This window comes from Citrobacter tructae (genome assembly GCF_004684345.1).
GTDB classification, from domain to species: Bacteria; Pseudomonadota; Gammaproteobacteria; order Enterobacterales; family Enterobacteriaceae; genus Citrobacter; species Citrobacter tructae.
On the sequence record NZ_CP038469.1, the window covers coordinates 4,386,990 to 4,407,473 of the forward strand.

The window sequence follows — 20,484 nt, forward strand, 5'->3', positions numbered from 1 at the left end:
GAATCAAGCGGCTTCTCAGCCGGGAAGTCGCTTCTTTACCGGACAATGAAGGGGTAGACATGAACACTTCACCGGTGCGAATGGACGATTTACCGCTAAATACTTTCCACTGTCGTATTGCTGCGTTGACATTTGGTGCGCACCTAACCGATGGCTATGTTCTTGGCGTGATTGGCTACGCCATTATCCAGTTAACGCCTGCAATGCAGTTAACGCCTTTTATGGCGGGGATGATTGGTGGCTCAGCGCTGCTGGGGCTTTTTCTTGGTAGCCTGGTGTTGGGATGGGTGTCCGATCACATCGGTCGGCAGAAGATTTTTACTTTCAGTTTTCTACTGATCACCGTGGCCTCTTTTTTACAGTTTTTTGTGACAACGCCAGAGCAACTTATTGGTTTACGCATCCTGGTAGGTATCGGGCTGGGAGGCGATTATTCTGTGGGACATACATTGCTGGCCGAGTTCTCGCCGCGCCGCCATCGAGGCGTTTTGCTGGGGGCATTTAGCGTGGTATGGACCATCGGCTATGTGCTGGCAAGCCTGATGGGGCATCATTTTATTCTGGAAAACCCAGATGCCTGGCGCTGGCTGCTGGCCTCGGCAGCGCTTCCCGCACTGCTGATTACGTTGTTACGCTGGGGGACGCCGGAGTCACCGCGCTGGCTGATGCGCCAGGGACGCTTTGCTGAAGCCCATGCCGTTGTGCATCGTTGTTTTGGCCCGCAAGTTTTGCTTGGCGATGAGGTGGCTGTGGCCTCGCGTAAACATATAAGAATGCTTTTCTCAGCCCACTACTGGCGAAGAACCGTGTTTAACAGCGTTTTCTTTGTCTGCCTGGTGATCCCATGGTTTGTGATCTACACCTGGCTGCCGACAATTGCGCAGACCATCGGTCTGGAGGACGCGCTCACTGCCAGCCTGCTGTTGAATGCGCTGTTAATTGTTGGCGCGCTGCTGGGGCTGGTATTGACGCATCTGCTGGCCCATCGCCAGTTTTTGCTTGGAAGTTTTCTGCTGCTTGCTGCAACGCTTTTCGTGATGGCTTTTTTACCGTCCGGCAATCCTCTGATGCTTCTACTTTTTGTCCTGTTCAGCACTACGATTTCTGCCGTCAGCAATCTGGTTGGGATCTTGCCTGCCGAAAGTTTCCCGACGGATATTCGCTCGCTGGGCGTTGGATTTGCGACGGCGATGAGCCGACTTGGTGCAGCAATCAGCACCGGTTTGATGCCTTGGGCACTGGCGCAATGGGGAATGCAGGTCACGTTGCTACTGTTGACGGGCGTATTACTGATTGGATTGGTGGTGACCTGGCTATGGGCACCGGAAACGAAGGCATTGCCGTTGGTGGCAGCCGGGAGCGTGGACAAAAGACAGGGAGGTGTAAATGAACATTCTATTAGCGTTTAAGGCGGAACCGGATCCCGGCATGCTGGCCGAAAAAGACTGGCAGGCTGCGAGAGAGGATACCTGTGGCCCAGATACCGCGCTGCTGCGCTGTTCTCCCGGAGCAGATGAGCAGGCGGCTGCCGCATTGCTACTGGCCCAACGCCGTGGCGGCTGCGATATGACATTGACGGCTTTAAGCATTAGCGACGAGCGAGCGCTTCACTGGCTGCGCTATTTTGTCGCGCTGGGTTTTGATAAGTCGGTATTGCTACAAACGACAGCTGATCTGCGTTTTGCTTCGGACTTCATCGCCCAGCAGATTGCTGACTGGCAACGCAATTACGGTGCTGATTTGATTGTCACTGGCTGTCAGAGCAGTGAAGGACAGAACGGGCAGACGCCGTTTCTGCTGGCAGAAATGTTGGCCTGGCCCTGTTTTACCCAAGTGGAGCGCTTTACGCTTGAGCCGCCTTTTATCGTAGTTGAACAGAAAATGACAACCGGGCTACGCCGCAGCCGGGTAAGGCTTCCGGCGGTGATTGCCGTCAGACAGTGTGGGGAGGTTGCGCTTTCGGTTCCTGGAATGCGCCAGCGTTTGGCGGCGGCAAAGGCTGAGATTGTGTGCCAACCTGTTTCCCTTGAGAACCCGCCCGACAGGCAATGTCAGAAGTTGACACGACCAGAGCAGCGGCGCAGCGCCATAATTATCGACGGGGAAACGGTGCAAGAAAAAGCCCGGATATTGTGGCAAGACTATTTATGCCAGAGGATGCAGCCATGAAGATAGCGATTATCACAGAATCTCGCGAGTGTAATGCTATAGCAGGCTGGCTTGCACAGAATGATCTGAATATGGCTGAGCTGGAGCGCTGGGTTATCGACCCCGTCCCAGATGTCGCGGAACAGGTACTGGATGCGTTGGCGGTGCAGTGGTCGCTGATGCCAGTCGATATACTGATTTTTCCTGCCGGACCACTTGGCGATGAGCTTGCGACACGGTTGGCATGGCGACTGCAAGGTGGCAGTGTATGTCAGGTACAGGGTCTGGATGCACAACACGGTCTGGTGACGAAATCTCACTGGGGGAATGCGTTGACGGCAACGTTGCAAATCGCCGCACGACCGCTGTGCTTGTCGCTGGCGAGACAACCTGATATCAGCGCTGTGGATCATATTCTGCCCACGATGATGGAACACCTGATTGTACCAACGTTCTCCCCGGACTGGCTGGATAGCGTGGAAAGCGTAAGCAGCATCAGTACACATCCTCTGTTGCAGGCTAACCGTGTACTGGTTGTCGGACAGGGGGGGCGTGAAGCTGATGCGGATAAAATTATCGCGCTTGGTCAGGCGCTTGACGTCGAAGTGGGATACAGTCGTGCGCGGGTGATGAATGGTGGTTTTGACGCCGAACGCGTGATTGGTATCTCCGGTCATTTACTTTCGCCAGATCTCTGCATTGTTGCGGGGGCCTCTGGTGCAGCGGCGTTAATGGCTGGGGTTCGCCAGAGTCGGTTTATCGTGGCGATAAACAGTGACGCCAGCGCGCCTGTTTTCTCACAGGCAGATGTGGGTATTGTGGATGACTGGCTGCCGGTGCTTGAGGTGTTGGCAGCCAGCGTAGAAACTTAATTCAGTTTTTTGGCTAACGTCCAGACGTCGGTGTTAGTGGTCGAAAGCGCAATCACTCCCGCTTTCATCGCATTACGGGCATCTTCTTCATCACACACCAAACCGCCAGCAATCAGTGGCTGGCGTATTTTTTCCGTTACCCATCCCAGCACTTTCGGCATACAACCCGGCAGGATCTCAATGCAGTCCGGGTTTGACTGGGCCACCTGTTTATCAATGTTGTGGAAAGAGATGGAGTCGACGATAAACAAGCGATGGATGCAGAAAAAGCCTTCTGCCCGCGCAGCTTTCAGCATTGGCGCTTTGGTACTAATGATGCCATCTGCCTCGGTGACCAGTTTCAGAAACTGAATCACCACCTCTTTATTAGACGCACCTTCCAGCAGATCTACGTGGATAAACGCGTATTTCCCGGCGTTCTTTATTTTTTTTACGATGTTGCTGATGGTGCAGATATTACCGTACAAAACAGAGATGAACTGGCATTCAGAATCGATGGCTAATTGCAGACTAGCGTTGTCTTTCACGGCAGCAATCACCGGGTTCTGGCGAAGCAGGTGTAACAGGGGCATAAATTATCCTTATAAATTAGCCAAATCGATAGGTGATGCCAAATCCTGACGCTGGATAGCGCCACTGTTGCAGCGTTTTTTCATCACATAGCAGTCGGCAGGTACCACATTCCAGACAGCCGTGAAAGTCGATCTGCAATTCGCCTTGCTGCGTGCGGGAAAACAGCCCTGCGGGACAGGCTTTGATCAACAGTTCCTCCGTTTTGCTGTCGACAACGGCAGCAGGAACAATATGTGAAATGTCGTCGGGACGCCAGACATTGCGGGCTACAGACATCGTAAGCTCCTGATAATATCGCCTGCCAGATGACGCAGGCCGTGACGACGAAACTGACGCCAGACGACCTGGCGCAACGGAGCTACCGGGTGACCACCCTGATGCCAGATTTCGCGGGAAATATCATCCATCAGCGCGGGCCACTGATGATACCATCCAGGGCGCTGGAGCAATGCCGGAACATGCTGGTAGCGTTGCAGAACCTCCCACAGCAGGCTGCGCTGAATGTCATGATGGTAAGTCGGAAACAGGTTTTGCGGCTCGCTTTTCTGGCTGGCGTTAATCAATGTCTGGGCCGCCGCCTGAGCGCCAATAAGTGCCATATCCATACCGCGCACGGAGAAACCGGTATTAACACAACTACGTAACGCATCGCCCACCAGTAGCCAACCTTCTCCGGCGTATTGCACGGGCAGACTGTGCAAACCGCCTTCGGGGACCAGATGTGCGCCATATTCCAGCGTTTCGCTGCCTCTGAGCAGCGGGTGTAGCACCGGGTGCGCCTTGAGCCGTTCCAGTAAAATGCCTGCCGGAAGGTCGCTTTGCGCAATAGAAGAGAGCGGGCAAACGATACCTAAAGAGAGCGTTTCCTGGTTAGTATAAAGAAATGCTCCACCGGGCAGTTTGCCGCAAATCTCTCCGCTGAACAGTATTGCGGCACCTTCGTCTTTGGATAAGCGGAAACGCTCTTCAAGCAGCGATTTATCCAGCGCCAGTGTTTCTTTAATTCCCAATGCCATGGCGTTTGCTGAAGGGCGAGGCAGAAAACCATAACGTTCCGCCAGCACGCTGTTCGCCCCCTCAGCCAGCACCACATAGCGGGCGCGTAGCGTCTCGTTATCGGCAATGACGCCGCATATTCTTCCCTCTTCAATATGGAGAGCTTCAACCGTAACACCGCAGATAAACTGTACGCCTTCGGCTTCGGCCTGCGCGACAAACCACGGATCGAAGCGGGCGCGCAGCAGGCTCCATGAGTCTCCATCCGGTCGCAGGCTGGAGTATGTGGTGGCACCATCATGGGTTAATAGCGTGAGATTTTCTTGGGTAATGCGGCGTTCAAGTGGCGCAGTTTGTTGGAAGTGGGGAAGGAGTTCACCGAGTGCGTGACAGTACAGACGCCCGCCGGAAAGATTTTTACTGCCGGGAAGTTCACCGCGCTCAAGCAGCAGAACCGAAAGCCCGGCACGTGCGCAACGTAAAGCACAAGCTGTGCCTGCTATCCCTGCACCGATGATAATAATATCGAAATCGTCAGCCATGTTGTGCTCCAGATATCTAGAGCACATAACCCTAACAGAATGTTAGTTAAGGAATATTGACCGCTGACACAGACGATAAAATCATTCCCCGCGATAGACGCAGCCTGCCGTGCAGGTCTCTTTCACCATGACTGCGCTCAGCAGAGGCACAACAGGTTTTACCTGATCCCAAATCCATTGTGCCAGCACTTCGCTGGTTGGATTTTCCAGACCGGGGATATCGTTCAGGTAGTAGTGATCAAGCCTGTCGTAAGTGGGTTTAAACGCCGCTTTTAACTCAGCAAAATCGATGATCCAACCAGTATGTGGATCGACTTCACCGGTAATTTCAAGACGCACCATAAATGAGTGACCATGCAGACGGCCACACTTATGCCCTTCCGGTACGTGCGGCAGGTGGTGAGCGGCTTCGAAGGTGAAATCTTTAAACAAGGTGGTGGACATTATTTATTCTCAAGAAAGCAAAAAACCGCCGTAGGGTACCGTAAAGTACAATTTTTATCATTAGTTAAAAGGGCGCTAAGCATCAGAACGCCATATTTACGCTGTTAATGTTTAATAACTATTTATATATCATGGGTTTATTAAATCGTTTTTGTCGTTAATGACTATAACTAAAACAGGTTAGTCCATTTGGTTATTTGTTATTTCCATCCCTTCTTTAATTGTTACTATCCTCGCCGTTAACCTTATCTTCAGTTTGGGTTTTATTGCTGAAATCCGCTTTGCTTACTGGAACATGACAACGTATGACGACACAGGCCCCACCTTCCGCTTTGCTCCCGTTAAACCCGGAGCAGCTGGCACGCCTTCAGGCGGCCACGACCGATCTTACTCCCTCGCAGCTTGCGTGGGTTTCAGGCTATTTCTGGGGCGTGCTGAATCAGCAGCCGGGTGCAAATGCAGTGGTTCCTGCACCAGTTGCTGAAATGCCGGGGATTACGCTTATCTCCGCCTCGCAAACGGGTAATGCGCGTCGTGTGGCAGAAGCCCTGCGTGACGATCTCATTGCGGCGAAGCTTAACGTCACCCTGATCAATGCTGGCGACTATAAATTCAAAAATATTGCCAATGAGAAACTGTTGGTCGTGGTGGCCTCAACGCAGGGAGAAGGTGAGCCGGCGGAAGAAGCGGTGGCGTTGCATAAGTTTCTGTCCTCTAAAAAAGCGCCGAAACTCGATAACACCGCCTTCGCCGTCTTTGGCCTCGGTGATACGTCCTACGAATTTTTCTGCCAGTCTGGAAAAGACTTCGACAGCAAACTGGCGGAGCTTGGCGGTGAACGTCTACTCGATCGCGTGGATGCCGATGTCGAATATCAGGCCGCAGCCGCGCAGTGGCGTGCCCGTCTGGTTGAGGTGCTAAAAGCACGAGCGCCTTCGGCACCTTTTGTACAAGCTGTGGCGAGCGGTGCGGTAAATGAAGTACACACCAGCCCATACACCAAAGAAGCACCGTTATCCGCAACGCTTGCGGTGAACCAGAAAATCACCGGCCGTGATTCCGAAAAAGACGTGCGTCATATTGAAATCGATCTCGGCGATTCCGGCCTGCGTTATCAGCCGGGTGACGCGCTAGGCGTTTGGTATCAAAACGATCCTGCTCTGGTCAAAGAAATTGTTGAATTGCTGTGGCTGAAAGGTGATGAACCGGTCACGGTCGACGGGAAATTATTGCCGCTTACCGAAGTGCTGCAGTGGCACTTCGAGCTGACGGTGAACACCGCCAATATCGTTGAGAACTATGCCACCTTAACGCGCAGTGAAACGTTACTGCCGTTGGTGGGGGATAAAGCGCAGTTGCAACACTATGCCACTACGACACCAATCGTCGATATGCTGCGCTTTTCTCCGGCACAACTGGACGCAGAAGCATTAATTGGTCTGCTGCGTCCGCTGACGCCACGCCTGTACTCGATTGCGTCCTCGCAGGCGGAAGTGGAAAGCGAAGTTCACGTGACTGTCGGCGCCGTACGCTTTGATGTTGAAGGCCGCGCGCGTGCCGGTGGTGCGTCGAGCTTCCTTGCCGACCGCGTGGAAGAAGAGGGCGAAGTGCGCGTGTTTATCGAGCACAACGACAACTTCCGTCTGCCAGCCAACCCGGAAACACCGGTGATTATGATTGGCCCGGGCACCGGCATCGCACCGTTCCGCGCTTTTATGCAGCAGCGTGCGGCAGATGAAGCAGCGGGCAAAAACTGGCTGTTCTTTGGCAACCCGCACTTTACTGAAGATTTTCTGTATCAGGTGGAATGGCAGCGCTACGTCAAAGAGGGCGTTCTGAACCGTATCGATCTCGCCTGGTCACGCGACCAAAAAGAAAAAGTCTACGTACAAGATAAACTGCGCCAACAGGGTGCGGAACTGTGGCGCTGGATTAATGACGGTGCGCACATTTATGTCTGCGGTGACGCCAATCGTATGGCGAAAGACGTTGAGCAGGCTTTGTTGGAAGTGATTGCCGAATTCGGCGGTATGGACGTCGAAACGGCGGACGAATTTTTAAGTGAGCTGCGCGTAGAGCGCCGTTATCAGCGAGATGTCTACTAATGAGCGAAAAACATCCTGGCCCACTGGTGGTCGAAGGCAAACTGACGGACGCCGAGCGTATGAAGGTAGAGAGCAACTACCTGCGCGGCACCATTGCCGAAGATTTAAATGATGGCCTCACTGGCGGTTTTAAAGGTGATAACTTTCTGCTGATCCGTTTTCACGGTATGTACCAGCAGGATGACCGTGATATTCGTGCGGAACGTGCTGAGCAGAAGCTGGAGCCGCGTCACGCGATGCTGCTGCGCTGCCGTCTGCCAGGCGGGGTCATCACCACGAAGCAGTGGCAGGCGATCGATAAGTTTGCCCATGACAATACTATTTACGGCAGCATCCGCCTGACCAACCGTCAGACCTTTCAGTTTCACGGCATTCTGAAGAAGAACGTCAAGCCGGTGCATCAGATGCTGAACTCGGTCGGCCTGGACGCGCTGGCGACCGCCAATGACATGAACCGTAACGTGTTGTGTACCTCCAACCCGTATGAGTCCGAATTGCACGCGGAAGCTTACGAGTGGGCGAAGAAGATCTCTGAACATCTTCTACCGCGCACCCGTGCGTATGCAGAGATTTGGCTGGATCAGAAAAAGGTCGCCACGACGGATGAGGAACCGATTCTCGGTCAAACCTATCTGCCGCGTAAATTCAAAACTACGGTGGTTATTCCGCCGCAGAATGACATCGATCTGCATGCCAACGACATGAACTTCGTCGCAGTGGCAGAAAACGGCAAACTGGTGGGCTTCAACCTGCTGGTGGGCGGTGGTTTGTCTATTGAACACGGTAACAAGAAAACCTACGCGCGTACCGCCAGTGAATTTGGCTATCTGCCGCTGGAGCATACGCTGGCCGTCGCGGAAGCGGTGGTGACCACCCAGCGTGACTGGGGTAATCGTACTGACCGCAAAAACGCTAAAACCAAATACACACTGGAGCGCGTCGGCGTAGAGACCTTCAAGGCAGAAGTGGAGCGCCGTGCGGGCATCAAATTTGAACCGATCCGCCCGTATGAGTTTACCGGTCGCGGTGATCGTATCGGCTGGGTGAAAGGGATCGACAATAAATGGCACCTGACGCTGTTTATTGAGAACGGGCGTATTCTGGATTATCCGGGACGTCCGCTGAAAACGGGTCTGCTGGAGATCTCGAAGATCCATAAAGGCGAGTTCCGTATTACCGCCAACCAGAACCTGATCATTGCTGGTGTGCCGGAAAGTGATAAGACGAAGATTGAGAAGATTGCGCAGAAGAGCGGCTTAATGAATGCCGTTACTCCGCAGCGCGAAAACTCGATGGCTTGCGTGTCGTTCCCAACCTGTCCGTTGGCGATGGCGGAAGCCGAACGCTTCCTGCCAACGTTTATCGATAGCATTGACGTGCTGATGGCGAAATATGCGTTGAGCGATGAAAACATTGTGCTGCGCGTTACGGGTTGCCCGAACGGGTGCGGTCGCGCCATGCTGGCAGAAGTCGGTCTGATTGGGAAAGCGCCGGGACGTTACAACCTGCACCTGGGCGGTAACCGTATCGGGACGCGCATTCCACGGATGTTCAAAGAGAATATCACCGAGCCGGAAATTCTGGCCACCCTGGATGAACTGATTGGGCGCTGGGCTAAAGAGCGTGAAGCGGATGAAGGCTTTGGCGACTTTACGGTGCGTGCGGGCATTATTCGCCCGGTGCTCGATCCCGCCCGGGATTTGTGGGAATAAACGAGGTAACTATGTCCGTACTCGATCTAAACACGCTGAACGAAATGCCAAAAGTTGAGCGCGTCATGGCACTGGCACAAACTAATAGCCAGTTGGAAAAGCTGAGCGCGCAAGATCGCGTGGTATGGGCGCTGGAAAATCTTCCCGGTGACTATGTGCTTTCCTCAAGCTTTGGTATTCAGGCGGCGGTCAGTCTGCATCTGGTGAGTCAGATCCGCCCGGATATTCCGGTGATCCTGACCGATACGGGCTATCTGTTCCCGGAAACCTATCAGTTTATTGATGAATTAACGGACAAGCTCAAACTCAATCTGCAGGTCTACCGGGCAAAAGAGAGCGCCGCCTGGCAAGAAGCGCGCTATGGCAAACTGTGGGAGCAGGGCGTTGAAGGCATTGAGAAATACAATGACATCAACAAAGTCGAACCGATGAATCGTGCGCTGCAAGAACTCAATGCGCAAACCTGGTTTGCCGGTCTGCGCCGTGAACAGTCCGGTAGCCGCGCCCATTTGCCGGTGCTGGCTATCCAGCGTGGTGTGTTCAAACTGTTGCCGATCATCGACTGGGACAACCGCACGGTGTACCAGTATCTGCAGCAACACGGGCTGAAGTACCACCCGCTGTGGGAGCAGGGCTATCTGTCGGTGGGTGATACCCATACCACCCGTAAATGGGAACCTGGCATGGCGGAAGAAGAGACACGCTTCTTTGGACTTAAACGCGAGTGCGGGCTGCACGAAGGGTAATGGGGTAACACGCCCGGTAAAATCTGGATTCTACCGGGCATTGTACTTGTGTATTAACCTGCCTTCGCCAGCTCTTTTACCAGCGGCAGCATAATGCGTACCACGTCACGGCTGCGGTGTTCAATGCGGCCAGGCAGTGCCTTGTCGATATGCTGCTGGTTATCCAGCTGTACGTTGTGCCAGCTGTTGCCTGCTGGGAAAGAAGCGGTTTTGGCGCGTTGTTGGTAGCCGTCTTTTTTTCCCAGGTTCCAGTTGGTTGCTTCAACGGAAAGCACGGAAATTCCCGCTTTGTCGAAAACTTCCGCGTCGTTACAACATCCTGTTCCTTTCGGATAGTCCTTGTTCAGACCCGGATTGGTCGTAGCCTTAATACCGCGGCTATGCGCGATAGCCAGCGCCCGGTCGCGCGTGAGTTTGCGAACCGCTTCCGGTGTCTTTTTCCCGCTGTTGAAATAGAGCTTATCGCCGACGATCAGGTTATCGAGATTGATCACCAGCAGCGTATTTTTCTTCTCTGCCGCGCTCATTCGCTTGAGCACATTTTCCGCACCAAGTTTGCCTTCTTCCTCACCGCTGGTGGCGATAAAGCGAATGCCGTATTGCGTCGGGACATTTTTAAGTTTTTCTGCCAGCTCCAGCATTACGCCCAGACCGGCGGCATTATCGTCGATACCCTGCAGTGTTAATCCACCCAGATTGGCATCGGAATCGGCATCGCTCTGTGCGGCGTAAGTGTCGAGGTGCGCCATAATAATAATCTGCTGCGGCGCTTTGCCTTCATGTGCTGCAATTACGGTACTTCCCGTTACGTTATGCCAGTTTTTACGATTATCTTTGGCGGTATAAACATAACGGCTATTAAACGTCCGAATATCACTGCTGTAGCCCATCTGCTGAAATTGCTGACGTAAATAATCAGCAGATAACATTTCTGCCGGAGAGCCCGTCACGCGGCCTGGGAAAAACGTTGCGATATATCGAGCCTGGGAATTTGCGATATCTCCAGGCTTCGAAGATGTTGCCTGTGCGGGAAGGATAAAGCACGCGCCGAGCGCCAGGGCAGCAGGAAGGTGGCGCAATGCGAAATACATAGTGAGTCCTTAAGAGCCTATCCCATTAGGCTATTTTATTTGTCATTTTGTATCCGGGCAGTGCTCACACAAAACCCTGCAGGGTTTTGAACGCCCTTCAGGGCGGCCCGAAGGGTGAGCGAAGCGAATCATCCTCACGTACTGCATGTACGCTCCGGTTGTTCCGCGCTGTTCGTATTCAAACTGACTGCAACAATGTACGCCTAATGGGATAGGCTCTGAATATCAAGCATAAATTTTTACCCGCTAGTATGAAACTGCGATCGGGGTAAAACAATTTCAATTGCTCCTAAATGCCCGAAATTCGGTGGTTTAAGCACTTTTTGATATTTGCTTTTCCAGATCGTTATTCCTTTGAGGAACTACTCATTCCAATTCGTAATTTCATTCGCTCTCATGCCCTCCCTATAGTCGAGTTATCTGAGCATCGTTAGAACAATAACGGCATTACATAGGAACGGTTATGGATCAAAAACGACTTACCCATCTGCGGCAACTGGAAGCGGAAAGCATCCATATTATTCGTGAGGTGGCCGCCGAGTTTTCTAATCCGGTGATGATGTATTCCATCGGTAAAGACTCCAGCGTAATGCTGCATCTGGCGCGCAAAGCGTTTTATCCCGGCACGCTGCCGTTCCCGTTGCTGCATGTGGATACCGGCTGGAAATTCAGCGAGATGTATGAGTTCCGTGACCGTACGGCGAAAGCCTACGGCTGCGAGCTGCTGGTGCATAAAAACCCAGAAGGGGTGGCGATGGGGATTAACCCGTTTGTCCACGGCAGCGCCAAGCATACTGACATCATGAAAACGGAAGGGCTGAAGCAGGCGTTGAACAAGTACGGTTTTGACGCCGCGTTTGGTGGTGCTCGTCGTGATGAAGAGAAATCGCGTGCCAAAGAGCGTATTTACTCTTTCCGCGATCGCTTTCATCGCTGGGACCCGAAAAACCAGCGTCCGGAGCTGTGGCACAACTACAACGGTCAGATTAACAAAGGCGAAAGCATTCGCGTATTCCCGCTGTCCAACTGGACTGAACAGGATATCTGGCAGTACATCTGGCTGGAAAATATCGATATTGTGCCGCTGTACCTGGCAGCGGAGCGCCCGGTGCTTGAACGCGACGGCATGTTGATGATGATCGATGATGACAGGATCGATCTGCAGCCTGGTGAAGTGATCAAAAAACGCATGGTGCGTTTCCGCACGCTCGGCTGCTGGCCGCTTACCGGCGCCGTGGAATCAAACGCGCAGACGCTGCCGGAAATCATCGAAGAGATGCTGGTCTCAACCACCAGTGAACGTCAGGGCCGCGTGATTGATCGCGACCAGGCGGGCTCCATGGAGCTGAAGAAACGTCAGGGGTATTTCTAAGGAGCCGCCATGAACACGACACTTGCACAACAAATTGCTAATGAAGGCGGCGTTGAAGCCTGGATGGTTGCCCAGCAACACAAAAGCCTGCTGCGTTTTTTAACCTGCGGTAGTGTGGATGACGGGAAAAGTACACTGATCGGTCGTTTGCTGCACGACACGCGGCAGATTTACGAAGATCAGCTCTCATCGCTGCATAATGACAGCAAACGTCATGGCACCCAAGGCGAGAAACTGGATCTGGCGCTGCTGGTTGACGGGCTGCAGGCCGAGCGTGAGCAGGGCATCACCATCGACGTGGCCTATCGTTATTTCTCCACCGAGAAGCGCAAATTTATTATTGCCGATACTCCCGGGCATGAGCAGTACACCCGTAACATGGCAACCGGTGCGTCCACTTGCGATCTGGCGATCCTGCTGATCGATGCGCGTAAAGGTGTGCTCGATCAGACCCGTCGCCACAGCTTTATCTCTACGCTGTTGGGGATCAAACATTTGGTGGTGGCGATCAACAAAATGGATCTGGTGAACTTCAGCGAAGAGACATTCACCCGTATTCGCGAAGATTATCTGACCTTTGCTGAACAACTGCCGGGCAATCTGGACATTCGCTTTGTGCCGCTTTCTGCGCTGGAAGGCGACAACGTGGCCTCTCAGAGCGCGAATATGCCTTGGTATAGCGGCCCGACGCTACTGGAAGTACTGGAGACGGTAGAGATCCAGCGTGCTGTTGAGACTCAGCCGATGCGCTTCCCGGTGCAATATGTGAACCGGCCTAACCTGGATTTTCGCGGCTATGCCGGAACCCTGGCCTCTGGTAGCGTGAAGGTAGGACAACGCGTCAAGGTGCTGCCGTCCGGCGTTGAGTCAAGCGTCGCGCGGATCGTCACGTTTGATGGCGACTTACAGGAAGCGCATGCGGGTGAAGCAATTACCCTGGTGCTGAAAGATGAAATCGACATCAGCCGGGGCGACTTGCTGTTGGATGCTTGCGAAGTATTGCCTGCGGTACAACATGCCACCGTTGACGTGGTGTGGATGGCGGAACAACCGCTATCGGAAGGCCAGAGCTATGACATCAAAGTCGCGGGCAAGAAGACGCGGGCACGTGTGGATAGCGTGCAATATCAGGTCGATATTAACAACCTGACCCAGCGTGAAGTTGACGCGTTGCCGCTGAACGGTATTGGCCTGGTTAATTTGACGTTTGATGAACCGCTGGTGCTGGACACGTATCAGCATAACCCGGTGACGGGCGGACTGATTATTATTGACCGTCTTACCAACGTCACCGTTGGCGCGGGGTTGATCCGCGAGCCAATCGAGCAGGAACAGGCAACGACATTCCCGTTTAGCGCGTTTGAACTGGAACTCAATGCGCTGGTGCGTCGGCACTTCCCACACTGGAACGCTCGTGATTTGCTGGGAGGAAAGTGATGGCGCTGCATGACGAAAACGTCGTCTGGCATGCCCATCCCGTTACGCCGCAACAGCGGGAGCAACGCCACGGGCATCGTGGTGTTGTGCTGTGGTTTACCGGGCTCTCGGGTTCCGGTAAATCGACGGTGGCGGGTGCGCTGGAAGAAGCGCTGTACAATTTGGGCGTCAGTACTTATCTGCTGGATGGCGACAACGTGCGTCACGGCCTGTGCAGCGATCTTGGCTTTAGCGACGCCGATCGCAAAGAGAACATTCGCCGGGTTGGTGAAGTGGCTAACCTGATGGTGGATGCCGGGCTGGTGGTGCTGACGGCATTTATTTCCCCGCATCGCGCGGAGCGGCAAATGGTCCGCGAACGCGTTGGCGAGGGACGATTTATCGAGGTGTTTGTCGATACGCCGCTGGCAACATGTGAATCACGCGATCCGAAAGGGCTGTATAAAAAAGCGCGGGCCGGTGAATTGCGTAATTTCACCGGAATTGACGCTGTGTACGAAGCGCCTGAATCGCCAGAGATTCATCTGGATGGCGAACAATTGGTAACAAATTTGATCCCTCAATTATTAGACCTGCTGAGGCAGCAAGATATTATCAGATCCTGAGACACCACCGGACTTGTATGCCCGGTCAGTCAAGGTCACAGGATTAGATATGCGTAACAGCCATAACATTACTATTACAGAGTCAGACACCTTCAAAACCGACGATGAAACCACCTGGTCACTACCGGGTGCCGTGGTCGGTTTTGTTGCGTGGTTGCTGGCTCTGGGAATTCCATGTCTTATGTATGGCCCTAACACGCTGTTTTTCTTCATCTATACCTGGCCGTTTTTCCTGGCGTTGCTGCCCGTTGCGATCGTGGCGGGTATTGCCCTGCACTCGTTAATGAATGGACGCCTGTTCCTGAGCATTATGTTTACCCTGCTGACGGTGGGGCTGATGTTCGGGGCGTTGTTTATGTGGCTGCTGGGCTAGGCTATATCCCTCCTCTTTACATGGCTACTGATGCTGAATTCGGGGTGGTCATAATTCAAACCGTAACCAACAATGAGATTATGTTCTCCTTACACGGGGTATACGTAACAACGGGCAAATGTGGTACATTTGCCCGCGTTGTCGCGGTATTCCCGCCTGCAGACGGAGAGTCGTCTGCGGAAGTTATGGGATGATGATGCCGTTTTTCAGGGGGCAGGATGGGTAAACTAACGCTGCTGTTGCTGGCTTTATTGGTCTGGCTTCAGTATTCGCTGTGGTTCGGTAAGAACGGCATACATGACTATAGCCGCGTCAACGATGATGTGGCTGCGCAGCAAGCTACAAATGCGAAACTTAAAGCGCGTAACGATCAGCTGTTCGCCGAAATTGACGATCTCAATGGCGGTCAGGAAGCGATTGAAGAGCGTGCTCGCAATGAACTCAGCATGACTAAGCCGGGCGAAACATTTTATCGTCTGGTGCCTGACGCGTCTAAACGCGCGCAGACTGCAGGGCAAAACAATCGATAAACCAGCCAAGGATTTAACATGGCAGCCACTTTATTGGACGTTTGCGCCGTGGTACCGGCTGCCGGATTTGGCCGCCGTATGCAATCGGAGTGTCCTAAGCAGTATCTCTCCATCGGCAATAAAACCATTCTTGAACACTCGGTTGCTGCGCTACTGGCGCATCCCCGGGTGACGCATGTCGTCATTGCAATCAGCCCTGGCGACAGCCGCTTTGCTCAACTTCCACTTGCTGTGCACCCGCAAATCACCGTAGTGGATGGTGGTAATGAGCGTGCCGATTCGGTGCTGGCTGGTTTGCAAGCCGCCGGGAATGCCCGCTGGGTGCTGGTGCATGATGCCGCCAGGCCGTGCCTGCATCAGGATGATTTATCCCGATTGCTGGCAATAAGTGAAACCAGCCGTATTGGTGGGATCCTGGCAGCACCGGTGCGCGATACGATGAAACGCGCGGAGCCCGGCAAGACAGACATTGCCCATACGGTCGAACGCACCGATTTATGGCACGCATTGACGCCGCAGTTTTTCCCTCGCGAGCTGTTGCACGACTGCCTGACCCGGGCGCTCAACGAAGGCGCGATCATTACCGATGAGGCCTCGGCGCTGGAATATTGCGGCTTTCACCCGCAGCTTGTCGAAGGACGCGCTGATAATATTAAAGTTACCCGTCCGGAAGATCTGGCACTTGCGGAATTTTATCTGACCCGAATAACCGAGACACAAAATCATTAACGCTGCAAAGAGGCGGCTTTAAGGATGATGTGTATATCAGGAGAATGCATAATGCGAATTGGACACGGTTTTGACGTACACGCCTTTGGTGGCGTAGGGCCAATTATCATTGGTGGCGTGCGCATCCCGTACGAAAAGGGACTGTTGGCGCATTCTGATGGCGATGTCGCGTTACATGCGCTGACTGACGCGCTGCTGGGCGCGGCGGCGCTGGGCGATATCGGTAAACTGTTCCCGGACACTGACCCGGCATTTAAAGGCGCTGACAGCCGCGAATTATTACGTGAGGCCTGGCGGCGTATTCAGGCTAAAGGCTATACGCTTGGTAATGTGGATGTCACTATTATTGCTCAGGCGCCGAAGATGCTGCCGCACATCCCACAAATGCGCGTGTTTATTGCCGAAGATCTCGGCTGTCATATGGATGATGTTAACGTTAAAGCCACCACCACGGAGAAACTCGGTTTTACCGGGCGTGGGGAAGGGATCGCCTGTGAAGCGGTGGCGTTACTCATAAAGGCAGCAAAATGACAGAGTTTGACAATCTGACGTATCTCCACGGCAAACCGCAGGGTCGTGGGTTATTGAAAGCGAATCCTGAAGATTTTGTGGTGGTCGAAGATTTAGGCTTCGAGCCGGACGGCGAAGGTGAGCACGTTCTGGTACGCATCCTGAAGAACGGGTGTAACACTCGTTTTGTGGCGGATGCGCTGGCAAAATTTCTGAAAATTCATGCACGTGAAGTCAGCTTCGCCGGGCAAAAAGATAAGCATGCGGTCACCGAACAGTGGCTGTGCGCGCGCGTACCGGGCAATGTCATGCCTGATTTAAGCAAATTTGAGCTTGAAGGCTGTAAAGTACTGGAGTACGCCCGTCACAAGCGTAAGCTGCGTTTAGGTGCCCTGAAAGGTAACGACTTTACGTTGGTGCTGCGCGAAGTCAGCGCGCGCGAAGACGTTGAAGCGCGTTTGCAGGCCATTAGCGAGCGCGGCGTGCCGAACTATTTTGGCGCTCAACGTTTTGGCATTGGCGGCAGCAACCTGCAAGGCGCGTTGCGCTGGGCACAAAGCGATGCGCCGGTGCGCGATCGCAATAAACGCAGTTTTTGGTTGTCGGCAGCCCGCAGCGCGTTGTTTAATCAGATAGTCAGTGAACGATTGAAAAAAACAGACTTTAATCAAGTTGTTGACGGCGATGCGCTACAATTGTCTGGACGCGGAAGTTGGTTTGTTGCGACACAGGAAGAGCAGGCTGAATTGCAGCGTCGCGTCGATGATAAAGAATTGATGATCACAGCGGCATTACCGGGCAGCGGTGAGTGGGGAACTCAGCGCGATGCGCTGGCGTTTGAACAGGCCTCCATTGCCGAAGAAAGCGTGCTGCAGTCTTTATTATTGCGCGAGAAAGTAGACGCGTCGCGTCGCGCTATGCTGCTGTATCCACAACAATTAAGCTGGAACTGGTGGGATGACGTAACTGTTGAGTTACGCTTCTGGCTACCGGCAGGTAGCTTTGCCACCAGTGTAGTAAGGGAACTTATTAACACAATGGGTGATTATGCGTATATTGCTGAGTAACGATGATGGGGTCCACGCACCTGGTATACAAACGCTGGCGAAAGCGCTGCGTGAGTTTGCTGACGTACAGGTGGTTGCCCCAGATCGTAACCGCAGTGGCGCGTCTAACTCGCTGACCCTGGAATCCTCGCTTCGCACCGTTACCTTTGAAAATGGCGATATCGCCGTGCAAATGGGCACGCCTACTGACTGCGTCTATTTGGGTGTGAACGCTTTAATGCGCCCGCGTCCGGACATCGTGGTTTCCGGGATTAATGCAGGCCCTAATCTGGGCGATGATGTCATCTATTCCGGAACCGTTGCGGCGGCGATGGAAGGTCGTCACTTGGGCTTTCCCGCGCTGGCGGTTTCTCTTGATGGTCATAAACACTACGATACTGCTGCCGCGATAACCTGCCGTATTTTACGGGCGCTCAGCCGCGAACCGCTGCGCACCGGGCGTATTCTGAATATCAACGTACCGGACTTGCCGCTGGATCAGATTAAAGGCATTCGTGTCACTCGCTGCGGTAGTCGTCATCCGGCGGATCAGGTGATCCCGCAGCAGGACCCGCGTGGTAATACGCTGTACTGGATTGGGCCACCGGGTGAAAAATGCGATGCCGGGCCGGATACGGACTTTGCTGCCGTCGATGAAGGCTATGTTTCTGTCACGCCACTGCATGTCGATTTAACCGCATACGGCGCGCATCAGGTGGTTTCTGACTGGTTAAACAGCGTGGGAGTCGACACGCAATGGTAAGCAGACGCGTACACACTCTTCTTGAACAATTACGTGCGCAGGGCATCAGAGATGAGCTTGTCCTGGATGCGCTCGCCGCCGTGCCGCGTGAAAAATTTATTGATGAGGCGTTTGAACATAAGGCCTGGGAAAATATTGCCCTGCCAATTGGCCAGGGGCAGACGATTTCTCAGCCTTATATGGTCGCGCGTATGACCGAGTTGCTTGAATTGACGCCGCAATCACGCGTGCTGGAAATTGGTACTGGCTCTGGCTACCAGACGGCGATTCTGGCGCATCTGGTGCAGCATGTGTGCTCCGTTGAGCGCATTAAAGGCTTGCAATGGCAGGCGCGTCGCCGCCTGAAGCAGCTTGATTTACATAATGTTTCAACCCGTCATGGTGATGGATGGCAAGGCTGGCAGGCGCGAGCCCCGTTTGACGCTATCATTGTTACGGCAGCGCCACCTGAGATCCCAACGGCATTAATGATGCAGTTGGATGAAGGCGGCATTCTCGTCTTACCCGTGGGCGATGAACACCAGTATTTGAAACGGGTGCGTCGCCGGGGAGACGAATTTATTATCGATACCGTGGAAGCCGTACGCTTCGTTCCTTTAGTGAAAGGGGAATTAGCGTAGATACAGGTTCTGAATACCGGAGTTTTCCTGGATATTCTGGAACAGGTAAGCGTATTGTGACGATGCCTTGCACGGTGATTACGTCATGGGTTTTAACCAATTTTTTCCTGGGGGATAAATGAGCGCGGGAAGCCACAAATTTACCGTTCGCCGCATGGCGGCATTGTCACTGGTTTCATTATGGCTGGCAGGCTGTTCTAACACCTCGAATCCGCCAGCGCCGGTCAACTCTGTTGACGGCGGAGCATCAACGAACACTAATTCTGGCATGCTAATCACGCCTCCACCAAAAATGGGCACGACGGCGACACAGCAAACGCCGCAGATCCAACCGGTGCAGCGTCCGGTCACACAGCCAACACAAGTTCAGTCCGTTGCTGAACAGCCTGTGCAAACGGAAAATGGGCGCATTGTGTACAACCGTAAGTATGGGAACATTCCGAAAGGTAGCTACACGGGCGGCAGTACCTATACTGTTAAGAAAGGCGACACCCTTTTCTATATTGCCTGGATCACCGGGAACGATTTCCGTGACCTCGCACAACGCAATAACGTTCCGGCCCCGTATGGCCTGAATGTCGGTCAAACTCTGCAAGTGGGCAACGCGTCGGGTACACCGATTACCGGTGGTAATGCCATCACCCAGGCGGATGCAGCACAGCAAGGAGTTGTGACCAACCCTGCACAAAATTCCACCATTGCTGTTGCTTCGAAACCAACAATTACGTATTCTGAGGATTCAGGTGAACAAAGTGCTAATAAAATGTTGCCGAACAACAAGCCTGCTGGGACAGTTGTCACAGCACCTGTAACGGCTCCAGCAGTTAGCGCAACCGAATCGACTGCAAGCTCCACGTCTACCAGCTCGCCAATCTCCACCTGGCGTTGGCCGACTGACGGCAAAGTGATCGAAAACTTCGCGGCTACCGAAGGTGGCAATAAAGGGATCGACATTGCAGGCAGTAAGGGACAGGCTATTGTCGCGACCGCAGATGGACGCGTCGTGTATGCCGGTAACGCACTGCGTGGTTACGGTAATCTTATTATCATCAAACACAACGATGATTACCTGAGTGCCTACGCCCATAACGATACAATGCTGGTCCGGGAACAACAAGAAATCAAGGCGGGGCAGAAAATAGCTACCATGGGTAGCACCGGAACCAGTTCTACACGCTTGCATTTTGAAATTCGTTACAAGGGGAAATCCGTAAACCCGCTGCGCTATTTACCGCAGCGATAATTCGGCGGAACCAGGCTTTCACGTGCT

At 53.4% G+C, this 20,484-nt stretch carries 22 protein-coding genes; 17 read left to right on the forward strand and 5 right to left on the reverse strand.

All coding sequences use genetic code 11. The features are described 5' to 3' along the window. Positions 1-2 precede the first annotated feature (2 nt). From E4Z61_RS21640 to E4Z61_RS21650, 3 genes are read left to right on the forward strand one after another with little or no spacing between them, the layout of a single operon-like run. On the forward strand, positions 3-1,409 hold the full coding sequence (locus E4Z61_RS21640) for an MFS transporter (protein ID WP_135324508.1): 1,407 nt from the start codon (positions 3-5) through the stop codon (positions 1,407-1,409). Further along, the gene (locus tag E4Z61_RS21645; RefSeq protein WP_135324509.1) at positions 1,387-2,169 is read left to right on the forward strand and encodes an adenine nucleotide alpha hydrolase family protein; all 783 of its coding nucleotides are present in this window, start codon (positions 1,387-1,389) and stop codon (positions 2,167-2,169) included. Before E4Z61_RS21640 ends, E4Z61_RS21645 begins: the two co-directional genes overlap by 23 nt. Further along, on the forward strand, positions 2,166-3,020 hold the full coding sequence (locus tag E4Z61_RS21650; protein WP_135324510.1) for an electron transfer flavoprotein subunit alpha/FixB family protein: 855 nt from the start codon (positions 2,166-2,168) through the stop codon (positions 3,018-3,020). Before E4Z61_RS21645 ends, E4Z61_RS21650 begins: the two co-directional genes overlap by 4 nt. On the opposite strand, the gene E4Z61_RS21655 is transcribed toward E4Z61_RS21650, so the two are convergent. The 4 genes from E4Z61_RS21655 to queD form a co-directional block, all read right to left on the reverse strand. After that, a complete protein-coding gene (locus E4Z61_RS21655; protein WP_135324511.1) occupies positions 3,017-3,592 on the reverse strand; it encodes a glycerol-3-phosphate responsive antiterminator in 576 nt (191 codons plus the stop codon). The two genes, E4Z61_RS21650 and E4Z61_RS21655, sit on opposite strands and share 4 nt — an antisense overlap. Before the next feature lie 16 nt (positions 3,593-3,608). Next, positions 3,609-3,869: a ferredoxin family protein gene (locus E4Z61_RS21660; protein WP_135324512.1), complete on the reverse strand. Its 261-nt coding sequence runs from the start codon at positions 3,867-3,869 to the stop codon at positions 3,609-3,611. Continuing rightward, positions 3,860-5,131, reverse strand: a complete 1,272-nt coding sequence (locus tag E4Z61_RS21665) for an FAD-dependent oxidoreductase (RefSeq protein ID WP_135324513.1) — start codon at positions 5,129-5,131, stop codon at positions 3,860-3,862. The genes E4Z61_RS21660 and E4Z61_RS21665 overlap by 10 nt, the downstream gene beginning before the upstream one ends. Positions 5,132-5,212: 81 nt before the next feature. Then, entirely contained in the window at positions 5,213-5,575 is a 363-nt protein-coding gene (gene queD / locus E4Z61_RS21670; protein WP_135324514.1) for a 6-carboxytetrahydropterin synthase QueD, read from the reverse strand. Between the two features lie 305 nt (positions 5,576-5,880). On the opposite strand from queD, the gene cysJ reads away from it, so the two are divergent. From cysJ to cysH, 3 genes are read left to right on the forward strand one after another with little or no spacing between them, the layout of a single operon-like run. After that, entirely contained in the window at positions 5,881-7,680 is a 1,800-nt protein-coding gene (cysJ, locus tag E4Z61_RS21675; protein WP_135324515.1) for an NADPH-dependent assimilatory sulfite reductase flavoprotein subunit, read from the forward strand. After that, the gene (gene cysI, locus E4Z61_RS21680) at positions 7,680-9,392 is read left to right on the forward strand and encodes an assimilatory sulfite reductase (NADPH) hemoprotein subunit (protein ID WP_135324516.1); all 1,713 of its coding nucleotides are present in this window, start codon (positions 7,680-7,682) and stop codon (positions 9,390-9,392) included. The genes cysJ and cysI overlap by 1 nt, the downstream gene beginning before the upstream one ends. Positions 9,393-9,403: 11 nt before the next feature. Continuing rightward, a complete protein-coding gene (gene cysH, locus E4Z61_RS21685) occupies positions 9,404-10,138 on the forward strand; it encodes a phosphoadenosine phosphosulfate reductase (protein WP_135324517.1) in 735 nt (244 codons plus the stop codon). Between the two features lie 53 nt (positions 10,139-10,191). Here cysH and E4Z61_RS21690 read toward each other — a convergent pair whose 3' ends face one another. Then, entirely contained in the window at positions 10,192-11,229 is a 1,038-nt protein-coding gene (locus E4Z61_RS21690; RefSeq protein WP_135324518.1) for an aminopeptidase, read from the reverse strand. A gap of 463 nt (positions 11,230-11,692) precedes the next feature. Here E4Z61_RS21690 and cysD point away from each other — a divergent pair, with 463 nt between their 5' ends. The 11 genes from cysD (at position 11,693) to nlpD (ending at position 20,457) form a co-directional block, all read left to right on the forward strand. Continuing rightward, a complete protein-coding gene (gene cysD / locus E4Z61_RS21695; RefSeq protein WP_003034152.1) occupies positions 11,693-12,601 on the forward strand; it encodes a sulfate adenylyltransferase subunit CysD in 909 nt (302 codons plus the stop codon). Positions 12,602-12,610: 9 nt separating this feature from the next. After that, positions 12,611-14,038, forward strand: a complete 1,428-nt coding sequence (cysN, locus tag E4Z61_RS21700; protein WP_135324519.1) for a sulfate adenylyltransferase subunit CysN — start codon at positions 12,611-12,613, stop codon at positions 14,036-14,038. Beyond that, a complete protein-coding gene (gene cysC / locus E4Z61_RS21705; protein WP_135324520.1) occupies positions 14,038-14,643 on the forward strand; it encodes an adenylyl-sulfate kinase in 606 nt (201 codons plus the stop codon). Before cysN ends, cysC begins: the two co-directional genes overlap by 1 nt. 49 nt (positions 14,644-14,692) lie before the next feature. Beyond that, positions 14,693-15,016 (forward strand): DUF3561 family protein, encoded by a 324-nt coding sequence (locus tag E4Z61_RS21710; RefSeq protein ID WP_135324521.1) that lies wholly within the window; start codon positions 14,693-14,695, stop codon positions 15,014-15,016. 218 nt (positions 15,017-15,234) lie between these two features. Next, positions 15,235-15,546 carry a cell division protein FtsB gene (gene ftsB, locus E4Z61_RS21715; RefSeq protein WP_003034163.1) on the forward strand — a complete coding sequence of 104 codons (312 nt, stop codon included), beginning with the start codon at positions 15,235-15,237 and terminating at the stop codon, positions 15,544-15,546. A gap of 18 nt (positions 15,547-15,564) precedes the next feature. Then, complete coding sequence (gene ispD, locus E4Z61_RS21720) at positions 15,565-16,275, forward strand: 2-C-methyl-D-erythritol 4-phosphate cytidylyltransferase (RefSeq protein ID WP_135324522.1); 711 nt, start codon at positions 15,565-15,567, stop codon at positions 16,273-16,275. Between the two features lie 51 nt (positions 16,276-16,326). Beyond that, positions 16,327-16,806, forward strand: coding sequence for a 2-C-methyl-D-erythritol 2,4-cyclodiphosphate synthase (ispF, locus tag E4Z61_RS21725; protein ID WP_096755920.1), 480 nt, complete (start codon positions 16,327-16,329; stop codon positions 16,804-16,806). Next, entirely contained in the window at positions 16,803-17,852 is a 1,050-nt protein-coding gene (gene truD / locus E4Z61_RS21730; RefSeq protein WP_135324523.1) for a tRNA pseudouridine(13) synthase TruD, read from the forward strand. The genes ispF and truD overlap by 4 nt, the downstream gene beginning before the upstream one ends. Next, a complete protein-coding gene (gene surE / locus E4Z61_RS21735) occupies positions 17,833-18,594 on the forward strand; it encodes a 5'/3'-nucleotidase SurE (protein WP_135324524.1) in 762 nt (253 codons plus the stop codon). The genes truD and surE overlap by 20 nt, the downstream gene beginning before the upstream one ends. Further along, on the forward strand, positions 18,588-19,214 hold the full coding sequence (pcm, locus tag E4Z61_RS21740) for a protein-L-isoaspartate O-methyltransferase (protein ID WP_135324525.1): 627 nt from the start codon (positions 18,588-18,590) through the stop codon (positions 19,212-19,214). Before surE ends, pcm begins: the two co-directional genes overlap by 7 nt. A gap of 163 nt (positions 19,215-19,377) precedes the next feature. Beyond that, positions 19,378-20,457, forward strand: coding sequence for a murein hydrolase activator NlpD (gene nlpD, locus E4Z61_RS21745; RefSeq protein ID WP_240703839.1), 1,080 nt, complete (start codon positions 19,378-19,380; stop codon positions 20,455-20,457). Positions 20,458-20,484 lie beyond the last annotated feature (27 nt).